A 21,096-nucleotide genomic window follows, 5' to 3' on the forward strand; every position below is an offset into this window, starting at 1 on the left:
GAACTGGTTTCGCCCTACCGAACCTGACCGGGCGTGGCTGGACGACTATCTCGCCCGGCTTTGCGCTCTCGGAATCGCGGATGAAGACGATCTGACAGTTTGTGCCATGGCGGCAGCAAAGCACCGGTACAACGTTTCCGATGCAGAAAACCCCTCCAGTTCGGCCGGGATTTACCTCCCCGATGAAGTCGCATTGCTACGAGCGATAGTCACACTAGTCCGACAGGAAGAACGCGACAGCGAGAAGACGGGACGCTTAGCCCAGCGGACCCTTCGGCTCTATCGTGCCGGCTACCACGATCCAGAAGCATTGCTGAGGATGATGGATACAATCGGCTGATCAGCCGGGAGCATTGCCCTGTCGTGACATGACCGTCCACCGGGTCTCCTGTGCTAAGCTGCCAGTGGATTCGTACCCGGGTTATCGATCGTAAGGCCGGCCTCTTCAATAGCTGCGAGAAAAGCCTCGCGCGCCATTGCGGCTTTAATTTTTTGCTCCACTGCCTCCAGGCACAACCGCTCGGCGCGCTCGCGCTCCACGCCGTTTTTTGTGGGCCATGAGATCATGAGGAGCATGGCGGCGGCATACGGGCCGTGCACCGTTTGGTGACCGGCGCCTTCGAGTGTCAATTCCACCGGCGTCTTCCATTTGGACATCTGAGTTCCTCCGTGTTGGCAGCGCATCAACGCTGAGAACCACGGAGAGTTCCGGAATCGACGTTGGTTCCGAAACATCTCTCCCTGGACTTCGTTGGGCCGAAACACGAAGAGGACAACCCAGATGGCAGTGATGTATCATGACGCTGCAGGCTATCCGGTATTCCCCGGGGGTGAACTCTCGGAAATGGTTGGCCCCGATGAGTTGAACACCCTCGAGCGTATCTTCGAGGAGTGCAGAAAGGACTGCTGCTTCCCGCTCGAAAGTGAGCGAGCGCGTTCACTTGGGCGGACGCTGATACGGCTTTATTCACGTGGGGAGCATAATCCCATCGTTGTTGGTCGATGCTGATTGCTTGCTTCAAACGACATGCTCACTAGCGGGGGCCGGCACCGGTCTCTCGGCTATGCTGCGCGTCGACGTATAAGGTGCCGCGCTTGGGCTTGCTGCAGGCTACTGGGAGGTCGATGCGAGGTAACCAGCGGAGGCCCGTGCTAAACCTCCGCTGGCTTTCCGGGCTCGTGCCCGTACCGGCGCTAGGCGCGCCGTTGGGCCACAAGGGTCGGACCCAGCGTTGGAAACTCACTTCACGGGGGAATGTTCCGCAGGGCGACCGGCTCCCTCCATGTCGGGAATATCACCGTGCCGAAACAGCACCAACGGCGGCCCATACTCGTGCACGGTGTGGTAGAAAAAAAGCCCCGCCGGTGCGGGGCAATCGGGCTGTATCAAAGCCAGGGAGGAGAGCGCCGTAGGGCTGCAGATGAACGGTACCGTCCAAACGTTTTTCGTGCAAAGTGCTAAATTTAGCCCGCCCGTTCATGGGAGGGACACTCCGGTCAAAAAGAAGCCCGCCGAAGCGGGCCAGAGAAAAATCAGCGCGTACGCAGTGACACGTCGCGCCTACAACGACGTTGCGCTCGGGATCTGAACATCAGGTAAACGGGCTTGACGTTGAACGTCCCTACGTATCCGCGTCGCCAGCCAGGGTCAAGGCCAGCTTAAAAAGCGCATCTCGAACGGGTTCGTCAGACAGGCGATCATATAGTGCGGCCAGTTTGACTGCGCGCATGCTCAACAAGGGAATTGGGTCGTTGTGCCCCACATCGCCCGTCAGCAATTCAATACGTCGATACTCGTTAGACATAAGCCTGATGGAGTTGTCTAATCGCACCTCGAGCGTCAAGCATCTATCGCGTTGATGCGGCTCTGCCGGGTGCATGGTTGTCTTCGCGGTCAGCATCGGCCGCCGCATGATGGAGCTTCGCGGACGAGCCTTCAATGTGGACGACGCACTCTGCTGCGACAGCGGTGCAACCCCATCAGCGGAATGGCTCGGCTCACGTCCCGGCAGGGACGCCTCAGGCGTTCAGATCCTGAACGCTATCGGGATTACGTTGTGGCTCCTGCACGAGGATTGAATAGCTCGCCGGCCTTGAGCATCGTGTGCATAATCACCGCCAATTTGCGCGCCACGGCCACGGCGGCTCGTTTGAAGCCGATCCTCTCCCGGAGCTTGAGACCCCATGCGCGTAGGCTGCTTTCGGTCGAACAGCGTGTCAGGATGACCGCCGCAGCTTCATAGAGAAGCCCTCGCAGATGTCGATCGCCGCGCCGGGATATATGGCCGTCATAATCGACTTCTCCAGATTGGTAGCGGCGAGTTGTCAGGCCGATCCAGGCCGCGACAGAGCGCGACTTCTTGAAGTTGTTTGGATCCTCAATGGCGGTGACGAAAGAGGTCGCGGTGATCACGCCGATGCCGGGGATCGACATGAGGGCGCAGCATGCTTGGCTTTGACGAGCGTCCGCAACCAGTCGACGCTCGAGCTCGGCGGCGCGGGTACGAATGCTGCACCAAGCCTCCAACATCGGTAGCACGATAACAGCAAGCTCGTTCTGGTCGATAAGAAGGCTCCGGACATTCTTTTCGAATAACGTTCCTTTACCAGCTGGAACGACTAGGCCGAACGTTTTCATGATCCCTCGGATCTGGTTCGAAAGCTCGACAGTGATCCGGACCAGGCGAGTGCGTGCTGCCACAAGCGTGCGGATCAACATGCTGTCGAAGCCTTTAACACGCACCTCACGAAAGAACCCGACCTCTGCAAGATGCGCCAGACCATCGGCATCATTGGCGTCTGTCTTGTTGGCGGCCATATCGAGAGCAGCTTTGGCGTGGCGTGCGTCGATGCAGACTGCTGGCAGTCCCTCGCGGCGCAGGGAATGATAGAACCACACCGACAAGGGGCCGGTTTCGAATACGATGCGCTTTGCAGCCGGCGCCCGCTTGCGGACAAGCTCGGCAATGATGCTGGGATCGGATGCGCATTTCCCGCGCCAGACCCGTTCGCCTCCGCGGCGGATCGACACGGCTGTCTCTTTCATTGATACATCAAGACCGATATATTCTGTCATGGCTGTTCTCCGTTGATGCTGGGCCCGGCGTCCAGTCGTGAGCCCGTATCTCATCATATCGGGGAGCAGCCACCTCCAATATTAGATGGGTCCAGGGCGACTCGCTCCCGCGATTACCCCATGTGGATGCCCCCTTCCGACGGCATCGCAATGTGCCAGAGTGATGTTCGCCAGAACGTCACTTAGAGGAGAGAGCATTCATGAGGGAAGTTGGTATTGTTGGCCTGGACCTAGCAAAGCGGGTGTTTCAGGTTCATGCTGCCGGAAGCGATGGCGGTGGGGTCTTGCGCAGGGAAACTGTCTCGCGGCCAAGTGATCAGCTTCTTTACGGAACTGCCCAGATGTTGGTTTCCGCGCAGAACTGAGCCGGTTATGGAGTGAACCCCTCCGGTGGAGTGAACCCCTCGGGCTGGACCACGGGGCACGGGAAAACTGATACACTCTGCGGGCCTCAATCGGAGAAGGCTCATGAAGTCCCGAGGTCCATATCGACGGCATTCGACACCGTTCAAGTTGCAGCTTTGCCAGGATATCCGAAACGGCGTCATCGGACGGCGCGACGCACAGCGGACATACGGCGTTTCGGCAAACCTCATACAGCTATGGCTGACGCAGTTCGATCGCGGCGAACTGAACGATGAAGAGGCTGAGGCCAGCGTCATTGCCGAGTACGAGGCCCACATTGCGGCGCTCGAACGCAAGGTCGGCCAGCTTACCATGGAGCTGGACCTAGTTAAAAAAACACCGCGCCAGCCGATCGCCGGCGACAGCGGGAACTCCTCCATCATCACCGGCCCGCGACCTGTTCCGTCAGACGGGGGTGCCAAATGATCGATCTGCCGAGAAGCAGCTATTATTACCGATCAGCTTCGAGAGCGTTGAACCTTGCTGATGCGGAACTCGTTGCAATCATCGAGGACATCCAGGACGAGCTGCCTTGCTACGGATACCGACGCGTAACGCACGAGCTTCAGCGCAGAGGCCACCTGGTCAACCACAAGCGTGTCGCGCGCGTCATGCGGGCCAACGGCCTCGGGATCAAGCCTCGCAAGCGGTATGTTCGCACGACGGATAGCAACCACGATTCGCCGATCTACCCAAACCTCTATCGCAATGTGATCCCAGCGCGGCCTGACATGGTCTGGGTGGCCGACTTCACATACATCCGCATAGCCGTCGGCTTTTGCTATCTCGCCGTCATTCTCGACGCTTGCAGCCGGAAAGTCGTCGGCTATGGCCTGTCAAAACGCCTGGATACGCCGCTGGCATTGGCAGCGTTGCGCTCGGCGCTTGAAAGCAGAAAGCCTCCACCCGGCTGCATCCACCACACGGACCGCGGATGCCAATACGCGAGTGAGACCTATCGACGAGCGCTCGATGCCGCCGGCCTGCAGGGTTCCATGAGCGCCGTTGGCAACCCTCATCACAATGCTCAGGCAGAGAGCTTCATGAAAACCCTGAAAGTCGAGGACGTCTACATCGCCTGCTACGAAACATTCGCGGATGTGGCCGAACGCTTGCCCAGGTTCATTGAGGAGATCTACAATGCCAAACGGCTGCACTCGGCCCTTGGCTACATGTCGCCAGCAGAATTTGAAACCCAACTCGCCCAGCAGGCGGCCTAGTTTTAAGCGCTTCACTGGTCCAGCCCGAGGGGTTCACTCCAAAACCGGCTCAGTTCTGCGCGGAAACCAACACCCCGTCGTCTATATCGCCCTGCTGCGGGGGATCGGTATCGAAAGCGGTGAGCTGGACCATGATTTCCTTGGCGCGCGTGATCGCAGCATCTTCCTGCACGTCATGCGCAGCCATGCAGACCGATACCTTCTCCCCACCCTCTCCGACGAACTCGACCGTCGTCGTGCCTTCGCCGCTGTGAACATTCGTTTCGATGAGTTGCATGGTAACCTCCTGTCAGGATCGTCAAAACCGGAGAGGACAGACGAAGTTCCTGTACGCTTGCGGACAGACTCCATCGTCGGGAGCACGAAAATGCCGCCGGACGGAACCTTTCGCCGCATGTGTCGTTGGCCAGTCACAAACAGGGAGCGCACCATGGCCAAGAACACATCACCGAAATCAGCATCGGCGAAATCCTCGAAATCCACGGCGACGGCCGCGCAGGTCCACGATCAGAAGATGGCGCGTGGCAATGGCGGCGAACTGCACCAGGTTGCCGAGGGCGAAACGCCCGTTCTGACGACAGCGCAAGGCGGTCCTGTCGCTGATGACCAGAACTCGCTCCGCGTCGGCGCACGCGGGCCGCTGGTGGTCGACGACTTCCATTTCCGCGAGAAGATCTTCCACTTCGACCACGAGCGCATCCCGGAGCGGGTCGTGCATGCGCGCGGCTACGGAGCACACGGCTTTTTCGAGACCTATGAATCGCTTGCCGCCTATACGAGGGCCGACCTTTTCCAGCGCGCCGGCGAGAAGACGCCGGCTTTCGTCCGCTTTTCCACCGTCGCCGGCAACAAGGGCTCCTTCGATCTCGCTCGCGACGTCCGCGGCTTTGCCGTCAAGCTCTATACACAGGAAGGCAACTGGGATCTCGTCGGCAACAACTTCCCGGTCTTCTTCATCCAGGACGCCATCAAGTTTCCCGACATGGTCCATGCGGTGAAGCAAGAACCCGATCGCGCCTTCCCGCAGGCCCAGAGCGCGCATGACAATTTCTGGGACTTCATCAGCCTGACGCCGGAAAGCATGCACATGATCATGTGGGTCATGTCGGACCGGGCCATTCCCCGTTCCTTCCGCTTCATGGAAGGGTTCGGCGTGCACACCTTCCGTCTCGTCAATGCGAAGGGTGAATCCACCTTCGTCAAATTCCACTGGAAACCCAAGCTCGGTCTGCAATCCGTCGCCTGGAACGAGGCCGTGAAGATCAACGGCGCCGATCCCGACTATCATCGCCGCGACCTTTGGAATGCGATTCAGGCTGGTAACTTCCCCGAATGGGAGCTCTGTCTCCAACTGTTCGATCAGGATTTCGCCGACAGTTTCGACTTCGACATCCTCGACCCTACCAAGATCATCCCCGAGGAGGTGCTTCCGGTGAAGCCGGTCGGCAGGCTGGTTCTCGATCGCATGCCGGAGAATTTCTTTGCCGAGACGGAGCAGGTCGCGTTCATGACCCAGAACGTCCCGCCCGGCATCGATTTTTCCAACGACCCTCTGCTGCAAGGCCGCAACTTCTCCTACCTCGACACCCAGCTCAAGCGCCTGGGCAGTCCGAACTTCACGCACATCCCGATCAATGCGCCGAAATGTCCCTTCCATCATTTCCAGCAGGACGGGCATATGGCCATGCGCAATCCCGTCGGTCGCGCCAATTACCAGCCCAATTCCTGGGGCGAAGGTCCGCGTGAATCTCCGCTCGCCGGCTTCCCGCACTTCCCCGCGGAAGAGCAGGGTCAAAAGGTGAGGCTGCGTCCCGAAAGCTTTGCCGACCACTACAGCCAGGCGCGCCAGTTCTACATTAGCCAAACGCCGGCCGAGCAGCGGCACATCGCGGCCGCTCTGACCTTTGAGCTCAGCAAGGTCGAAACACTCGTGATCCGTGAGCGCGTCGTCTCGCATCTTATGAATATCGACGAGACCCTCGCCAACACCGTCGCCGAGAAACTCGGCTTCCAGTCCATGCCGAAACCCGCCGATGCCGCAATGCCGACACGGCAGGATCTGGAGGCCTCGCCTGCGCTCAGCATTGTGGAACGAGGACCCAAACGCTTCGAGGGACGCAAGCTTGGCATCCTCATCACGGACGGCGTCGATATCGGCCTTCTGACAGGCCTGCGGGACGCCATCGCGGCGGAAAAGGCAGAGGTCGCCCTGATCGCGCCGAAAGTCGGCGGCGTGACGGCGTCCGACGGTTCATGGGTGCCGGCGCAGTTCATGATCGACGGCGGTCCTTCGGTGCTTTTCGACGCCGTCGCGCTCCTGCCAGCCAAGGCGGCGATGGATGATCTTCTTCAAGAAGCGACCGCGCGGGACTTCGTCGCCGATGCCTTCCAGCACTGCAAATTCATTGGCCACGTCGCCGATGCTCTGCCCCTCCTGCAGGTCGCCGGGATTGCCGACAGGCTCGATGAAGGTTTCATCGAACTGCCTGGCGAAAACGGCCTCTCTGCCTTCGTCGCGGAACTCGGCAAGCTGCGCCTTTGGACACGCGAGCCCTCCGTTAAGCTCGGCAAGGCATCCGTTCCGCCTGCTTAGTCGGCGGCATTCCTTGCCGTGTGTGCGGGGAACAAAGGTGAGAAAGGCTGGTTGAATCCCCGCGCGATCGCGCCCGCCACTCCGGCAAACATTCACGACAACAGGAGAGACCCATGCCAACCAAGACAATGGAAGACCTTTTCCTCGACGGTATCAAGGACATCTACTACGCCGAGCGCAAGATCATTGCCAGCCTCAAGAAGATGATCCGCGGCGCCGAGGCCGAGGACCTGAAGGCCGCCTTCGACAAGCACCTCCAGGAAACCGAGGGCCAGGTCGAAAGGCTCGTGCAGGTGTTCGAGCTTCTCGGCAAGCCGGCGCGCGGCAAGACCTGCCCGGCCATCGATGGCATTCTCGAAGAGGGTCAGGAGATCCTCGAGGAATTCAAGGGCTCGCCCGCGCTCGATGCAGGCCTTCTCGCCGCCGCTCAGGCCGTCGAGCACTACGAGATCGCCCGCTACGGCACCTTGAAGTCCTGGGCCATGCAGCTCGGCAAGAACGACGTCGCCAAGCTCCTCGACCAGACACTCGCCGAGGAAACCAAGACCGATCAGGCCCTGACGCAGCTCGCAGAGGCCAAGGTCAACCGCGAAGGCAAGACCAAGGCCGCATGATGCGGAACGGGCGGAGAGGAGGCTCTCCGCCCGTCCCTACAATGCGAAAGACGCCCGGACCGATGCGATGGGAGTGATGTACGGCGAGTGGCGACATATCTGTGTGGATATGCAGCACATGTTCGCTGAAGACACGCCCTGGAAAGTCAGCTGGATGGAGCGGGTCTCGCCACAAGTGCTGGAAGTCGCTGGCCGTTGTGCGGACCGAACGATTTTCTCCCGCTTTCTGCCACCCGCGCGTCCCCTCATTGCCACAGGCATGTAGCGCGCCTATTATGAGAAGTGGTGGATGATGACCGCCGAGCATCTGCCGGCTGAAATGTATGATCTACTCCCCGAACTTGCCGCATTCACGCCGCCCGCGGTCGTCTTCGACAAGCGGACCTATTCGCCCTGGATCGACGGACGGCTAAACGCGTTTCTGAGGGGACAGGATGTCGAAACGCTGGTTATTACCGGTGGCGAGACCGATGTCTGCGTCCTCGCAACGGCCCTCGGTGCCGTCGATTTGGGCTACCGTGCCATCATCCTGACGGATGCAGTCTGCAGCGGCACGGATGAAACGCACGACGCGTCATTGAAGCTACTCGAAAGCCGGTTTACCGCCCAGATGGACGCCATGTCGACCGATGCGTTTTTATCATCGGTTTCCGGGTAGCAGTCTGCACAAAAGACTCAGAGTTTCGCGATGAGACGAAGTGCGCGCAGATATTTCTCACCGTCATCGCCGATCGTCTGCACATGTGAAAGATTGTCTTCCAGGTCTGCACGTTTCACTGGGTTTGCGACTGGGTTCGAAGCGGCCCGGCGAACAAAAACCTCCCACTCCTCATCCGCCCTGCGCGTCATCGCGTCCACCGCGCCGACAACGTCGGGAGGAAACCCCTCCTCCCGCAACCGATCCAGCGTCCAACCCGTACCTTTCTCCGCCACATCATGCAGATAGGCGACGATCTTTCCGGTGTCGCCTGCGACGGCAGCGGCAACGCGACGGCAGTGCTCGAAATAGGACCGTCCGGTCTTGTCGGACTGGCCTTCGTGTGCCGACTGGGCGACCTGAATTGCGTGATCGAGGTGGTTCACGGCCTCACGGTCCCTCAGTGCGTTTGATTTTCCTGCGAGGCAGCTCATTTCCGGTCGAAATCTCCACAACTGGTGTCTCCGCTGTGGCGGACTCTCCGTCGGAATCCGCTTTCGACGCCTCGAACTCCGCTTCCGCCATTGACCAGTGGTGCAGATCCTCACCTGCGGGAGAGCCCTCCTCTTCCCATATCCAATAGGCGCGCCGGCGGATTTGTTCATGTCGGTCTATACCTGTCATCGATTTTCTCCTCGCTTCGTCTCCGGCTGGCATACGATCACCGCGTGCTCGCCCTACGGCTTGAGGACGACCTTGATGCAGCCATCCTTCTTGTCTCGGAATGTCTTGTAGAGCTCGGGGCCTTCTTCCAGCCCAGCCCGATGGGTGATGACGAACGACGGATCGATGTCACCAAGTTCGATGCGCTCCAGCAGGATTGGCAGATAGTGCTGCACCGGCGATTGGGCCATGCGGAAAGTCAAGCCACGATTGATCGCCGATCCCATCGGGATCTTGTCGACGAAACCGCCGTAGACGCCCACGATCGAGACGGTCCCGACGACCCGACGTAGCTGTCTTCACCGTGGTCGGGAACGGGCGTCATGGCTTTTGTCAAACCGGGGGGTGTTTGCTTCTGTTCCGGCTGCGGCGGAAACGGCCGGCGTTCGTCGTCGCTCATGGTATTCTCCAGTTTTCAAGGCTCAACCAGCCAATTCGACTGAGTAGGAGATGTTCCTGCGTTTTGGGCTGGCGTGGAAACAAGTGGCAATTGACCGCCGAAAATCATCGTCGGCTGCGTCTGGCAGCAAGGAAGCCGAGCAGCGCAATGCCTGTCAGCGCGACCAGCACCGTTCGGCCGGTACGGTGAGGCGATCTCAGCCCTCCATCGATATGGGCTGCATCCGCTGAAGGGTGGTAGAGATTGCCATCACCCGCGACGCGCCGTGCGCGCTTGAAATAGCTGGCCATCCCGCGTGCCAGAATGGGTGCGGTAAGATCGGGCGCAAGCAGATGCACGAGCCTGGAGACACTCGTCACGGCCCCCACGGTCGTCGTTGCACGTGGGAAACGCGCCACGCGAACGATGGCCTCCGCCACGTCACGTGCATCGATTAATGGGGGTGGCGCGGTGATCTCGCGGCCGACGTAGTTCGCTCCATGTCGCAGGCCGGGCGTATCGACGAAAGCCGGGTAAACGTCGCAGATATGAATGCCGGGCCGGTCCGCAAGCTCACCTCGCAGCGCTTCGGAAAACCCGCGTAGCCCAAACTTGCTGGCGCTGTAGGCGGTTGCAAACGGCGCGGCGGCGAAGCCCCCAAGCGAGATCATGTTTATGAAGACACCGCATTGCTGCCGAAGGAAAATCGGCAAAACGGCATGGGCGTCGTTGATATGGCCTAAGAGATTGGTTCGAATGATCTGTTCATGAGCCTCGATCGGCGTTTCCTCGAAACGCCCGACCGCGCCAACGCCTGCATTGCTGATCCAGAAGTCGATCCGCCCGAAGGCTAATGCCTTTTCAGCGAGAGCTTTGACAGATGTGGCGTCACCGACGTCGGCAATGACCGGTAGCGCCTCCGCACCAAGCCGGTTGCAAGCATGCGCCACCCGCGAAAGAGCCTCGCCGTTTCAAGCAGCCAGTATGAGCCGGCTCCCATGCCTGGCAAAAGCCTCAGCCGTCGCCTGGCCTATGCCGCTCGACGCACCGGTTATCACCACGACTGCGCCCGCAAGTTCTTTCGCCATAACTCTTCACCTTTCAAGAATGGCAATCGAACAGGCAGGACCTCGAAAGGTTCCGTCCGAGAAGGTGCGACGGACAAAGCACTCTGTTGAGGAACAACGCCGTTCCGCACCGGTTTGGAGAACCAGTCATTCACGGAGTAAGTCGATGAAGTTTATTCGAGACAACGGTTTGACCATCGTGCTCGTCGCCGCCACGATTGGAACGCTGGTCGGTATGACGGTGAGCGGGCTCTCGGTTTACAATGAGGAGTTGGCTGAACATCGCCTGCCTGCCACTACCTTCGCTAGTTATGTCGCCAGCGGCCATTTCCTATCCGCACTTTTCGAAAACTGGGAAAGTGAGTTCCTTCAGATGTCGGCGTATGTCGTTTTGACGGCATTTCTGTTTCAGCGGGGTTCCGCAGAATCCAAAGACCCTGATCAGCTTGAAGAGCATGACCTGGAACCCGCTGATCAAATCGGGCGGCCCGGCACTCCGAAAAGTGTGCGGGCGGGTGGTCTCGGCCGAACGCTTTACGCGAAGACCACTCCACGCTCAAGGATATCGCATTGTCATTTACCGGTGCTATGGCCGCCCTCGGCCACACCGTGGCGGATGACGAAATCCTCAAGAACTCATTCGCAAATTTCGCCTTCGAGAACTTCGAAATCGCCGCGTATCGCTCCCTACAGACGATTGCCGAGGCCGGCGGCTATGGCGCGGCGGTGTCGGCCATCGAAGCCAACCTTTCGGAGGAAAAGGCAATGGTGCAATCACGAGGCACATCATTTCCATGGAGGTCAATATGTCAGACGGACCGATTTCTCCCGCCATCAAATCCCTGCTCGCCGAGCAAGCGGACCAAGCGGCGGCAAACAAAACCCGACTGGAGAAGGGGGAAGATACATTTCCCGCTGCCGCGCTGGTGTCGGCAACGCATACCGCACCCGCGTCGGCGCCGACGGGCTCCGACGAGGGTGAATTCCTCGGCCTACGTTCAATGAGGAAGCCAGACAGCCCTACCGAATACCAGCGTGCGGAAGGACGACCTTGCCTGTTCGTTTGAACTGGAGCAGCGGCGGGCGCTTCTGCGCCATTGGCATCTAGGCTGACGTCCTTGCTGCGACACCGCAGGTCCGAAAACAGGAGCTGATGGAACCGAAACGCGACAATGTGGTTAGGGGCCACGACGCATATGTTTAGAAATACATTCTTGATGTCACCGCGGTGCCCGACCCAGATGCGAGTAGAGAAAAGGCGAAACGCGCGGAAGTGGCAAAAGCCTGGACATTCTAAACACGGTGATTGCGCCCTGATAGTTCGCTCCTATTAGCTTGAGAAGCTTCGATAAGAGCTGTGTCAACGAAGGTGTCGGCAATCTCAGCCTGCGCAAGGTCGCGGAAAAGGCCGGAGCGACCATCGGGCTGATCACCCACCATTTTCCCAATCGGGCGGCGATGGTGAAGGCGGCCGTCGAATATGCCTGGGAGAAGGCGAAGAAGCAGATCAAGTGGCCGACCACGGTGAACGAGGCCGAGATTATCGCGTGCCTGGAAGCCTTCCTGCCGCTGGAGCAACCGCGCCGGCGCGAGCTTTCCGTCTGGCTGGCATTCTGGGCGCTGACCCAGACTCCGCGGAGCTTCAGGAAATCCACCGGGGCATCCACACCTTCATCCGCGACAAGCATGTCCGCTGGATCCGGCTGATGGGATATTCCCTCGAAGACGCCCGCCGCATCGCCGACGGCCTTCTCCTGCAATGCGACGGCATTCTTGTCTACGCGCTTCTGGACGAACCCTACTGGACGCCTGAGCGCCAGCGCGCCATCGTCGCCGATGCCGTCAGCAAGGTTCTTCGTTCGTGTTACGCAAAACAGGAATCAAGTCTGGCGGCCGGCGGAGTTGATCAGTTTCCTTTGATCGGCAGCGAAACTGCGCATCCAGAGATGGGATCGGGCTCATCTCGGAGCTTAATTAACTCACATGGCGTTCGCTTAACTATCCTGGAGCCGAAGGAAAGCACCCTTAATTAAGATGCGCAGCGCTCTTGAATGGATTCGAACCGTCCCCGCTCGTTTCATCGATTGACATGACGACGCTGGCCGTAGAGGGGCCATCCCAGCAAATCAGGCCCTTAGCTGCCTGTCGGACAGCTTGACGGGCGTAAGCACGGCAAACAATCCAAAAGCGCCGCAGGAAATTGCCGTAAATAGCGGAAGGCCATGCAAGGTCATCTCCATAGCAATGCCACATAGGAACGGCCCCGTGAACGCGCCCACTCCCCATGCCACGGAAAGCAGCGCATAGATACCGACCAGTTCTTGCCCTTTATAGAGGTCGCCAAGCATCGCCACCGTCGTGGTGTAGATTCCAACGAATACGCCGCCCCAGACAAATAGCAGCGGATAGGCAAGCCAGGCGTGTGCGAGCGCCATTGGCCAGCAAGCTGCGCCAACGGTTGCGAGAACTGCTAGCAGTCCCAGAAGCTTCGAACGCGGCATCCGATCCCCCAGCCAACCAATGGGCAACTGCAGCGCAATCGAGCCGATGAGAAGCACCGTCAGAAGTATGGTGGCGGATTGTTCCGGCCATCCCAGGTTCACGGCATAGATTGGCAGAAGGCTGAGCCCCGCCGCCTCCAACGCTGCGTTGAGCGCCGCAGATGCGACGGCAACGGGCACCAGCCTCACATATCGGAATGGATTGCCGATGGCCTCATGTCCGGACTTCGGCTCTTTCGGCTTGCCGATGACGAGGACGATACAGGCGGCAAATGTGACCGCAGCGCCTATCACGAATGCCCAGAGCTCGTGACGACCCACAAGGGCGAGGATGGCAGGACCAAACGCCGTCCCGCACGAAAGCGCGGTCATGTATATGGCAATCAGGCGCCCGCGGGATGCCTCGCTTGCCAAATGATTGAGCCAGGCTTCCGACACGACAAACAAAGTTTCCGACATCGCACCGAGCCCCGCGCGCAGGGGAAACCATATCCAGAGGAAAGGCACGGCCGGAAACAGGAGGAGGATGCTTCCCGCCCCCACAAGTGCACTTTTCGCAAGGCGCCCGAAACCGAACCGACCGAAGAGGCGAGGCATAAAGGGTGCTGCCAGCAATACGCCGACGGCGTACATCGCGCCGTTCGCGCCGATGAAGCTCTCAGAATATCCGGCCTCGGAAAGCTCGAGCGCGATCAACGGCGCACTCAATCCATAGGTCAAGCCAAAGATGGTCGCAGTCGCGGTGATGACCACCGCGGTTCGTGTTGTCTGGTTCATGGCCGCCTCGCCCCGCCATCGGACCGCTCGTCGTGAGGCGCAAAAGCATGGCGTGCCTGCAGGGCCTGGCGGAGTTTTCTGCGCCATCGGCCCTGGTTGTTCTCGACGACCGCCAGCAGGAGCCGGGAATAGTCCAGCACGAGTCCCGGCGTCCAGGTCATAGCCTCCGCACGGCCTCGAACGAGTCGCAACACCCAAAATTGTGGGTTGCTGACGAGCTTGAAGAGATCGTGCCAGATGTGACCGGTATAGACGCTTCCTTCGAGCGCGGCATCGAGCGCTTGGATGACGGTGGTCGAGCAGTTGCGTGCTGTTAAGTTGTAGGTATTGTCCTGAGAGTAGGCTGCCCAAAAACGTCGAAGCGCTTCCGGCTTGAAGCGGTGGAACGTCACCTTATGATCCGGCATGCACCAGTTGGCTGCTTCCCATTCCAGAGACGGATTAAACCGACCGGGTACATCGTTTTCATGACCGGCAGAGAGCAGTGCGCGAAAGTCATCCGGATTATGGTCAATGTCGTTGGCCGGATAGTGGCTGACATAGAGGTTTGGCGGCAACTCGAGTGCCGCATGTCCGGTGGAGATCACACCATTCTTGTCCACCGCCGCGACGTATCGGTCGATCAACACTCTTCGTTCCGGGCTCCCGATCGCGCCGGCGGCTGTCCAGACATACACGTTGAGAAGCTCGTTACCTGAGCTCCAGGCATCTTCGTCCGGAGGAATGACGGGGCGCGTCACGCCGCCCTGCCAATTACGGGCGGCATAGAGCGGAAGCGCCGTCACCGACCCACCCTCGGGTAGCTCGCGCAATGGCAACGCCATCCGGATCAGGCCATACCCCGATGTCAGCAGCAAGAGCGCAAAGCAGAACGGAACAGTCAGAAGATGAGGAACGGGCCATGAAGCCAGAATAGCAACGGCGAGGCATAGCTCGACCAATCCTGCGGCGATGCCGACGCGCCAGCGCGAGCTGTGGACGATAAATGCCGAAGCAATTCGGAAAAGTCCATCAACCAGGAAGGCGCTGCCGAACACGATCGCAGCGCCGATATTGCCGTCCCAAGGAACATTGAATACGAGAAAGGCCGCGAAAAGAAAAGCAATGCCGCGGAGCGCATCGATCCAGTGGTGACGGATCCCGACCGAATAGGCTGCGGCAATTTCGACAAGCCCTTCAACGATCAAGAAGATGGCGAGCGTATCCAGCAATATAAACAGCTTGCCGTCACTTAAGTCGAATAGGATAGCCAGGCCGAAAAATATCCAGACGATCCCGGCAATCGTCAGGAATTTCCAGGCAGGCCTGAGAGCATTGGCTCCAAGAAGTAAAAATACGAGTTGTATCATGATCATCCACTTGGAAGAACATTCAATATCCTCCCAACGTCCGTTTGAAGAGTCTTGTCGGTGGGATCTTGGTGAGCAGGAACATCAGAAGCGATGCCGTCCAACAGCGATGTCACCCTGGAAGTTGCCACACTCGTAAAACTTGGTCCTCCCGCCTATCGCTTTGCGGCCTGAGATCGATAGACCCGGTCGAATTGTCGCCCTGCGATGACCGCGACACTATTTCGTTGTGTAGCCACCATTCACCAGAACAGTCTGGCCGGTCATCCACCACCCCTCGGAGACCAGGAAGCGGATGAAGGGAACGATATCCTGGATGTCGGTAAGCCCGGTTTTTGAGAAGTTCGACAATGCCGCGGCAGTCTTATGATACGCTACCGCGTCCGCGCCCTCCGCCGGATAAAAGAATGGCGTGTCCATCGGACCGGGACCGATCGCTGTTACAGAGATGCCTCGCACACCGAACTCTTTTGATGCCGCGCGCGTGAAATGCTCAACCGGTGCTTTGGTGCCGGCATAGCTCGAATAGAAGGGCGTAAAGGCCCCCAGCAGCGAAGTTACCAGCGTGCAGATCTTGCCGTTATCGTTGAGGTTTCTGCCTGCTTCCTTCATGAAGAAGAATGCTGTTTTGGCGTTGACTGCACTCATCTCGTCATATTCAGCCTCGGATATCTCGACGATCGATTTCTTCAACACTTTTCCGACCGTGTTGATCGCAATATCCGGCTTGCCGATGGCGGCGGCGGCATCGTTGAACAATTTTTCCACCGCGCGCGCCGTGGTAAGGTCTGCCTGAAAAGCGATAGCCTCCGCACCAGCGCTTTTGATCGCTGCCGCCGTCGCATCCGCGTCGGGCTTCGTGGCAGGGCTGTTGTAGTGAATCGCAATCGCTCTGGCACCATGTGCTGCAAGGTCGCGTGCGATCAAGCCTCCGAGGTTTTTTGCGCCGCCGGCGATGATGACGGTTTTGCCTTGGATATTGTGGTCATTCATGAAATGGCTCCTTCTTTGGGCGATATTGCCGCCGTTCCGCACGCGACGAAGGACGCTGGCGACCCGCGTCCCGTAGCAGCGGTCAAGTTGCCCCTTCTGGCGCTGGAGAGGAGATTGTGACGTGCGACTGAAACTTGCGGAGCGGAATTCCGCGCTACGCAGATGCTACGTCCGGCAGCTCATTGCGGGCCTTCCTGGATGGTCGTCACCTTCGCTTCAAAGCTTTTGCAGGCATTGTCGTGACAAATGCCGCTGACCCACACCTGCCCGTCACCGAACATTATGCCTTGGTAGTTTACAAACAAATCGCCGTACTTCTGGTTGACGAATGCCTTCGTAATTGCCGGTGTCAAGATGCCCTCATAGTGTTCTTCAAAGGCTTTCGCGGATTTGATGACGGTCTCCTTGCCCTTGACTTTGACACCTATGGGATAGCTGATCAGCTTGGCGACGCCTGCGGCGTCGTGCGCTGCCACAGCCCTTTGAAGTTCGATGATAACCACCTTGTACTTGGTGTGATCACCCAAGAGTTCGTCGATCTGCTTGTTCGTATCTTTCTCATCTGCATTTGCCGGCAGAGCAATAGCAACGGAAAAAAGCGCAACAAGGCAGGATTTGTATATATTCGCGATGTTCAAGTGGATTCTCCATACTACCGAGTTATATCTTCGACCTTAAAAACATCTGTGCGATGCGCCCCCTTATTGCGATTTCTCTCCAACAGACCCGAATTGACATCTTGATCAACGTTCAGCGCGTCCCCGGCAAGAAAAAGGAATGGACTCGCCAGCCGCCACGCAACATATGCGATAGCCGCCTTTAAGGCTTTCAAGATCTCTTGCGAAATTCTAAAATCTCCGCCGTACTGGACCGAAATGCGAGGCAGGTATGCATTTACCGCGCAATGATGCGACACAACCTTCTCCAGAACCGCGCACGATGCTTACGAACAGTGCTGCGTCATGGAATGGCATCGAATTTATCGCCGCCAGCGAAGACATCAAAAAGCCAACCGTCTGGCATCTCAAGCCAGACACTCATTCGGTCGTCATTCACCTCGCGGGGTCCATGTCCCACTTCGTTTCGGAGGTCGAAGGTGGTGACGTGGCCAAAAAGCCTCCGTCACCGGGTGAGGTTTGGTTGGTACCGGCCCAAACCGGATATGCCGCTGAGAGCCAAGGCGATTATGTACGTTATGCTGAGATCCGGATTCCACCTGAAGCAGCCGCTCATCTACTGGGACAAGGAGCGGCTTCGCTCGAACTTAAACCCCGGCTCGCTCATAGTGACGAGTTCATCTATCAGGCAGCAAAATTGCTTGAACGAACGGTGGGCACAACAGATGACCTCTCACATATGCTGTGTCAGAGCGTTGCTGTGAGTGTGGCGTACCACATTCTGCGCAGCTATACTGGTGGGCCCGGCGCCTCCAGGAGAGATTCCCCCTTGCGTAGGAGTATAAAATTGCTCCTAAGTGAGTATATTAACGACAACCTGAGCCGGCCGATACTTCTCGACGAACTGGCCGCGCTGGCGGAAATGAAGACGCATAGTTTCTTGCGGTCGTTCAAAGCTTCGTTTGGCACGACTCCGGCGAGCTACATCATTGAGCGGCGAATTTCCGAGGCCCGGCGGCTACTGGCATTTACTAGCCTTGACATTACCGCGATTGCAATGGCAACCGGTTTTTCAAGCCACAGCCATCTGTCTACGACCTTTAAGAGGACGACAGGGGTAACCCCCACCGACTTTCGGCGAGACTTTCGGTCATCATGATCGTGTAAACGCGGTCAGGTTGCAACGTGCAATCGAGCTACTCGAATACTCCAGTCTGTCGATCACCACATTTCCGAGGAGTTGGGTTATTCCGCTCCCGCGGGATTCACCCGGGCGTTTCGAAATGCCACGGACTGTGGCCGGCGAGAATTTCGTGCAAAAAGGCGAGTCTCCGCGGCTTGCTAACCGCAACCATATCAAGAAGTCCGGTGGAGAGCCGATCTCGTGTATTCTTCATTATGCCGAGGTCGCCGAAGGGCGATGTCACGTTGTTTCATCAACGCCCGGACGAGGCGTTTTGTCTGTGAACTCAGGCAGTTGCGCCGGTCACGGCTTTCCACTGCGCCATTGCGCGGATCCGATGAATGTGCGTGGCTAAGGCTGAGCGTTTCTGGTGCGGTGCGGCGAAAAGATTTCTGACTGCTGAAAAGACCGAGATGAAACGCTGCAAGCCGCCGACAGATCGAAATCCCTGCATCATCCGTTCTCGTTTTCGAAGTGGCACGTGTGAATTTTCCGCACGATTTCAGACCCTTGTGCGATCGATGTTCTACACCGGGCATCACGTCTCGTCTTGCCGCTCCGTATGTGCGTGTGAGGGCAATTGCGCCTGATCTTTCTAAAGGGCTGGTAAGCAGACACAAACCCCTTGTTTTTGGAGGCGTAGAAAGACGAGGGGATTTGGTTCGATTTGTCACGTCATGAATTCGGGACGTCCTGCGAAATTGCGTTGGCTCCCCCGACCGCAGCCTCTCGACCTCCGTCACAACAGGAAGCTGCAGCGTAAAGAGGTAAACGGCCTCCAATCCCGACGCCTGAAGTTCCATGTGGCTCTTCGGGGCCGCAATGAGAATATCCGTCCACGCTAGCTAGGATTTTCATAGTTGAGGTAACTGGTTGGAGAGAAACGGCGGTTAGCCTCCGCGTGGGAGGGATTCCGTGTTTCTGGCTGACGAGAGCACTTGGCATGATGCTTGATTATAATTCTCTTCTGCTCGCCTTAGGCTTTTCCGCGATCTGCCTAATGGTGACCCTTCTCGGAACCTGGGTTTCACGCCGCGCCGACTCTTTCCTGCTGACGCTGGTCGTCGCTCTTTTCTTTATCGTCATCGGTATTTTTGCCTTCAGCTCCTATACGATGGAAACCGGCATTCTGCGGGTATCGCTGGCCTATGCTTTCCTAATGGCAGGCTTCAGCACAATCTATGCTGGTTCCGTCCAATTCCAGTCCGCGCAAAGTCCGTGGATGCGAACGTCCGTTCTCTCGACTATCATGATCCTACCCGGTCTTCCGCTGATCTTGTGGGGTTTGGACGGTGTGGCAATTATCTTCATGAATGCGGCGACGGCCGCGCTTCTGATTGGTACGGGCTGGCACTATTGGAGCGCGCGTGCGGAAGCGCCGGGCCCTTTGATAGGAATGAGCTTTCTCTACGTGCTGAGCGGCTCTTCCTTCGTGCTGTGCGCCGCGGTCCTGCTCCATCAGCGCCAATGGATTCTCGGCCGTGCCCCGGACAACTGGGCGGAAAATCTCAACTTGGCGATTTGCATCGCCGGCATGTCCGGCATTGGTGCGTTGTCGCTGGCTCTCCATCAGTGGCGACTTGCGGCACGGCATCGCCATGAGGCAAATACCGATCCGCTGACCGGTTTGCTCAACCGTCGGGCGCTCTTCGATAAGGTAATCGGGCGCCGGATCGGGCCTGAAACCGCGGTCGTCACCTTCGACATCGACCGGTTCAAGTCGATTAACGACCAGCATGGTCATGCGGTCGGTGATATGGTCATCAGGGCATTTGCGGAGGAGCTGAACAATAGCGCCGGAGGCCAGCAGTTGGCAGCTCGCCTCGGAGGCGAGGAGTTCGTCATCATCCTCACCAACGCCCTGCCCGGTCGCGCGAAGCGTGTGGCGGGCGATATTGTGCGCAGCTTTGCCGCACGCGAAATTCGGGTGGGAGAAGAGAGGCTGCAATGCACCGTCAGCGCCGGCATCGCATTTGGCTCACAGGATGCCGACAGCTTTGAAGTCGTTCTGAACCTCGCCGATGCCGCGCTTTATCAAGCCAAGCGTAGCGGTCGAAATCGCGTGCAGATGGCGGAGTTTCTGCACCGGGTCGAAACGGTAAAAACCAGAAGCAACGCGTTCTTCTGAAAGCCCAAACTGAATAGCCCCGAGTTTCGTAGACACCCTCGGGTTAGGTTTTCTGCTGCTTTTCGAACTCTACGGGCGACCGCAGCCCGTTCCTGACTTGTTTGCGTTTCAGGTTGTAAAACATTTCGATGTAGTCGAATACGTCCTGGCGAGCTTCATCGCGTGAGCGGTAGACCCTGCAACGTATCCGCTCTCGCCTCAGAAGATTGAAGAAGCTCTCATTATCGTGGCAGTTGCCGAGCGAAAGCTACATGATCGTCGGCTACGAGAAGTCGACCGTTGCGCGAGGTGGGATCGGCAGCCTGCTTCTCGCTGGCCGCAACGGGCATGAATGGGTTTATGTCGGCTCGGTCGGCACCGGGTTCAACACAAAGGATGCCGAGAATCTGCGCAGCACGCTCGACAAGCTGAAAACCACGGGGCCGGCCGTGCCGCTCAAAGGCAAGAACCTGGTCTTCGCCCAGCCGACATTGATCGCGGAGATCGAGTTTCGCGGATGGACCGATGACAGAAATCTCCGCCATGCATCCTAAAAGGGGCTGCGTGAGGTCCAGGACAATGCCCAGTCTTTGACATGAGCGAAATGTCGACGGCTCCGCATGACCGCGCACTTTAGTTCTGTGAAGCCAGCCTTGCCCCCACCGCATCGCCAAGACACGCGGGACGAAAGCGCGGAAGGCAACATGTCTGACTAGGCGCTGCTGCGAAAGAATTAGCGAGAATGCGAGTTGTCATTCGCCGGCCCCATCGCCGCATAGCCTGCTTGCGACAGATGCACATTCGACCCGACCAGCAAAATCCACTCCTGAGTGCTGGCGTGATTAACGCGGCCTC

Annotated in this window: 19 protein-coding genes and 9 pseudogenes; 15 read left to right on the forward strand and 13 right to left on the reverse strand. The window is 58.3% G+C overall.

What is annotated here, in order from left to right:
- On the forward strand, positions 1-340 hold a 340-nt coding region (locus OCK02_RS24905), incomplete at its 5' end, for a hypothetical protein (protein WP_263815377.1).
- Between the two features lie 53 nt (positions 341-393).
- Here the strand turns inward: OCK02_RS24905 and OCK02_RS24910 are convergent.
- From OCK02_RS24910 to OCK02_RS24920, 3 genes are all read right to left on the reverse strand, one after another.
- Positions 394-657, reverse strand: coding sequence for a DUF982 domain-containing protein (locus OCK02_RS24910; protein WP_263815378.1), 264 nt, complete (start codon positions 655-657; stop codon positions 394-396).
- A 965-nt stretch (positions 658-1,622) separates the two neighbouring features.
- Positions 1,623-1,901, reverse strand: a complete 279-nt coding sequence (locus OCK02_RS24915) for a hypothetical protein (RefSeq protein WP_263815379.1) — start codon at positions 1,899-1,901, stop codon at positions 1,623-1,625.
- Positions 1,902-2,050: 149 nt separating this feature from the next.
- On the reverse strand, positions 2,051-3,076 hold the full coding sequence (locus OCK02_RS24920; protein WP_263815380.1) for an IS110 family transposase: 1,026 nt from the start codon (positions 3,074-3,076) through the stop codon (positions 2,051-2,053).
- A gap of 200 nt (positions 3,077-3,276) precedes the next feature.
- Here OCK02_RS24920 and OCK02_RS24925 point away from each other — a divergent pair.
- From OCK02_RS24925 to OCK02_RS24950, 6 genes and pseudogenes are all read left to right on the forward strand, one after another.
- Positions 3,277-3,421: pseudogene (locus OCK02_RS24925) on the forward strand (IS110 family transposase); the annotation flags it as partial.
- A gap of 123 nt (positions 3,422-3,544) precedes the next feature.
- Positions 3,545-3,907: a transposase gene (locus OCK02_RS24930; RefSeq protein ID WP_263815381.1), complete on the forward strand. Its 363-nt coding sequence runs from the start codon at positions 3,545-3,547 to the stop codon at positions 3,905-3,907.
- Positions 3,904-4,701, forward strand: a complete 798-nt coding sequence (locus tag OCK02_RS24935) for an IS3 family transposase (protein ID WP_263815382.1) — start codon at positions 3,904-3,906, stop codon at positions 4,699-4,701. Before OCK02_RS24930 ends, OCK02_RS24935 begins: the two co-directional genes overlap by 4 nt.
- Positions 4,702-5,215: 514 nt before the next feature.
- Positions 5,216-7,294, forward strand: a complete 2,079-nt coding sequence (gene catE / locus OCK02_RS24940; protein ID WP_412178925.1) for a catalase C — start codon at positions 5,216-5,218, stop codon at positions 7,292-7,294.
- A gap of 113 nt (positions 7,295-7,407) precedes the next feature.
- Positions 7,408-7,908 carry a ferritin-like domain-containing protein gene (locus tag OCK02_RS24945; protein WP_263815383.1) on the forward strand — a complete coding sequence of 167 codons (501 nt, stop codon included), beginning with the start codon at positions 7,408-7,410 and terminating at the stop codon, positions 7,906-7,908.
- A gap of 76 nt (positions 7,909-7,984) precedes the next feature.
- Positions 7,985-8,566: pseudogene (locus tag OCK02_RS24950) on the forward strand (cysteine hydrolase family protein).
- Positions 8,567-8,583: 17 nt separating this feature from the next.
- Here the strand turns inward: OCK02_RS24950 and OCK02_RS24955 are convergent.
- The 4 genes and pseudogenes from OCK02_RS24955 to OCK02_RS24975 all read right to left on the reverse strand — a co-directional run bounded on the left by OCK02_RS24955 (position 8,584) and on the right by OCK02_RS24975 (position 10,735).
- Positions 8,584-8,991, reverse strand: coding sequence for an HD domain-containing protein (locus OCK02_RS24955; RefSeq protein WP_263815384.1), 408 nt, complete (start codon positions 8,989-8,991; stop codon positions 8,584-8,586).
- A 4-nt stretch (positions 8,992-8,995) separates the two neighbouring features.
- Positions 8,996-9,229: a DUF2934 domain-containing protein gene (locus OCK02_RS24960; RefSeq protein ID WP_263815385.1), complete on the reverse strand. Its 234-nt coding sequence runs from the start codon at positions 9,227-9,229 to the stop codon at positions 8,996-8,998.
- A gap of 53 nt (positions 9,230-9,282) precedes the next feature.
- Positions 9,283-9,555, reverse strand: a pseudogene (locus tag OCK02_RS24965) (glutathione-dependent formaldehyde dehydrogenase); the annotation flags it as partial.
- 217 nt (positions 9,556-9,772) lie between these two features.
- Positions 9,773-10,735, reverse strand: a pseudogene (locus OCK02_RS24975) (SDR family oxidoreductase).
- A 145-nt stretch (positions 10,736-10,880) separates the two neighbouring features.
- On the opposite strand from OCK02_RS24975, the pseudogene OCK02_RS26185 reads away from it, so the two are divergent.
- From OCK02_RS26185 to OCK02_RS24995, 5 genes and pseudogenes are all read left to right on the forward strand, one after another.
- Positions 10,881-11,198, forward strand: a pseudogene (locus tag OCK02_RS26185) (DUF6766 family protein); the annotation flags it as partial.
- 44 nt (positions 11,199-11,242) lie between these two features.
- Positions 11,243-11,488 (forward strand): annotated as a pseudogene (locus tag OCK02_RS24980) (DUF892 family protein); the annotation flags it as partial.
- Positions 11,489-11,520: 32 nt separating this feature from the next.
- Complete coding sequence (locus OCK02_RS24985) at positions 11,521-11,781, forward strand: hypothetical protein (protein WP_263815386.1); 261 nt, start codon at positions 11,521-11,523, stop codon at positions 11,779-11,781.
- 268 nt (positions 11,782-12,049) lie between these two features.
- On the forward strand, positions 12,050-12,421 hold the full coding sequence (locus tag OCK02_RS24990) for a TetR/AcrR family transcriptional regulator (RefSeq protein WP_263815387.1): 372 nt from the start codon (positions 12,050-12,052) through the stop codon (positions 12,419-12,421).
- Entirely contained in the window at positions 12,421-12,747 is a 327-nt protein-coding gene (locus OCK02_RS24995) for a TetR family transcriptional regulator C-terminal domain-containing protein (protein WP_263815388.1), read from the forward strand. The genes OCK02_RS24990 and OCK02_RS24995 overlap by 1 nt, the downstream gene beginning before the upstream one ends.
- Positions 12,748-12,840: 93 nt before the next feature.
- Here OCK02_RS24995 and OCK02_RS25000 read toward each other — a convergent pair whose 3' ends face one another.
- The 4 genes from OCK02_RS25000 to OCK02_RS25015 all read right to left on the reverse strand — a co-directional run bounded on the left by OCK02_RS25000 (position 12,841) and on the right by OCK02_RS25015 (position 16,972).
- Positions 12,841-13,992: an MFS transporter gene (locus OCK02_RS25000; protein ID WP_263815389.1), complete on the reverse strand. Its 1,152-nt coding sequence runs from the start codon at positions 13,990-13,992 to the stop codon at positions 12,841-12,843.
- Complete coding sequence (locus tag OCK02_RS25005; protein ID WP_263815390.1) at positions 13,989-15,341, reverse strand: HdeD family acid-resistance protein; 1,353 nt, start codon at positions 15,339-15,341, stop codon at positions 13,989-13,991. The genes OCK02_RS25000 and OCK02_RS25005 overlap by 4 nt, the downstream gene beginning before the upstream one ends.
- A gap of 219 nt (positions 15,342-15,560) precedes the next feature.
- Positions 15,561-16,334, reverse strand: coding sequence for an SDR family oxidoreductase (locus OCK02_RS25010; protein WP_263815391.1), 774 nt, complete (start codon positions 16,332-16,334; stop codon positions 15,561-15,563).
- A 179-nt stretch (positions 16,335-16,513) separates the two neighbouring features.
- Positions 16,514-16,972: a hypothetical protein gene (locus OCK02_RS25015; protein WP_263815392.1), complete on the reverse strand. Its 459-nt coding sequence runs from the start codon at positions 16,970-16,972 to the stop codon at positions 16,514-16,516.
- 301 nt (positions 16,973-17,273) lie between these two features.
- Between OCK02_RS25015 and OCK02_RS25020 the strand changes: the two genes are divergently transcribed.
- Positions 17,274-18,110 carry a helix-turn-helix domain-containing protein gene (locus OCK02_RS25020; protein ID WP_263815393.1) on the forward strand — a complete coding sequence of 279 codons (837 nt, stop codon included), beginning with the start codon at positions 17,274-17,276 and terminating at the stop codon, positions 18,108-18,110.
- A 310-nt stretch (positions 18,111-18,420) separates the two neighbouring features.
- Here the strand turns inward: OCK02_RS25020 and OCK02_RS25025 are convergent.
- Positions 18,421-18,703, reverse strand: a pseudogene (locus OCK02_RS25025) (DDE-type integrase/transposase/recombinase); the annotation flags it as partial.
- A 374-nt stretch (positions 18,704-19,077) separates the two neighbouring features.
- On the opposite strand from OCK02_RS25025, the gene OCK02_RS25030 reads away from it, so the two are divergent.
- Positions 19,078-20,262 (forward strand): sensor domain-containing diguanylate cyclase, encoded by a 1,185-nt coding sequence (locus tag OCK02_RS25030; protein WP_263815394.1) that lies wholly within the window; start codon positions 19,078-19,080, stop codon positions 20,260-20,262.
- Positions 20,263-20,305: 43 nt separating this feature from the next.
- Here the strand turns inward: OCK02_RS25030 and OCK02_RS25035 are convergent.
- Positions 20,306-20,500 (reverse strand): annotated as a pseudogene (locus OCK02_RS25035) (IS3 family transposase); the annotation flags it as partial.
- Between OCK02_RS25035 and OCK02_RS25040 the strand changes: the two are divergent.
- Positions 20,499-20,878, forward strand: a pseudogene (locus OCK02_RS25040) (ATP-dependent DNA ligase); the annotation flags it as partial. The pseudogenes OCK02_RS25035 and OCK02_RS25040 sit on opposite strands and share 2 nt — an antisense overlap.
- Between the last annotated feature and the right edge of the window lie 218 nt (positions 20,879-21,096).

This window comes from Rhizobium sp. TRM96647 (assembly GCF_025780115.1).
Classification (GTDB): Bacteria; Pseudomonadota; Alphaproteobacteria; order Rhizobiales; family Rhizobiaceae; genus Mycoplana.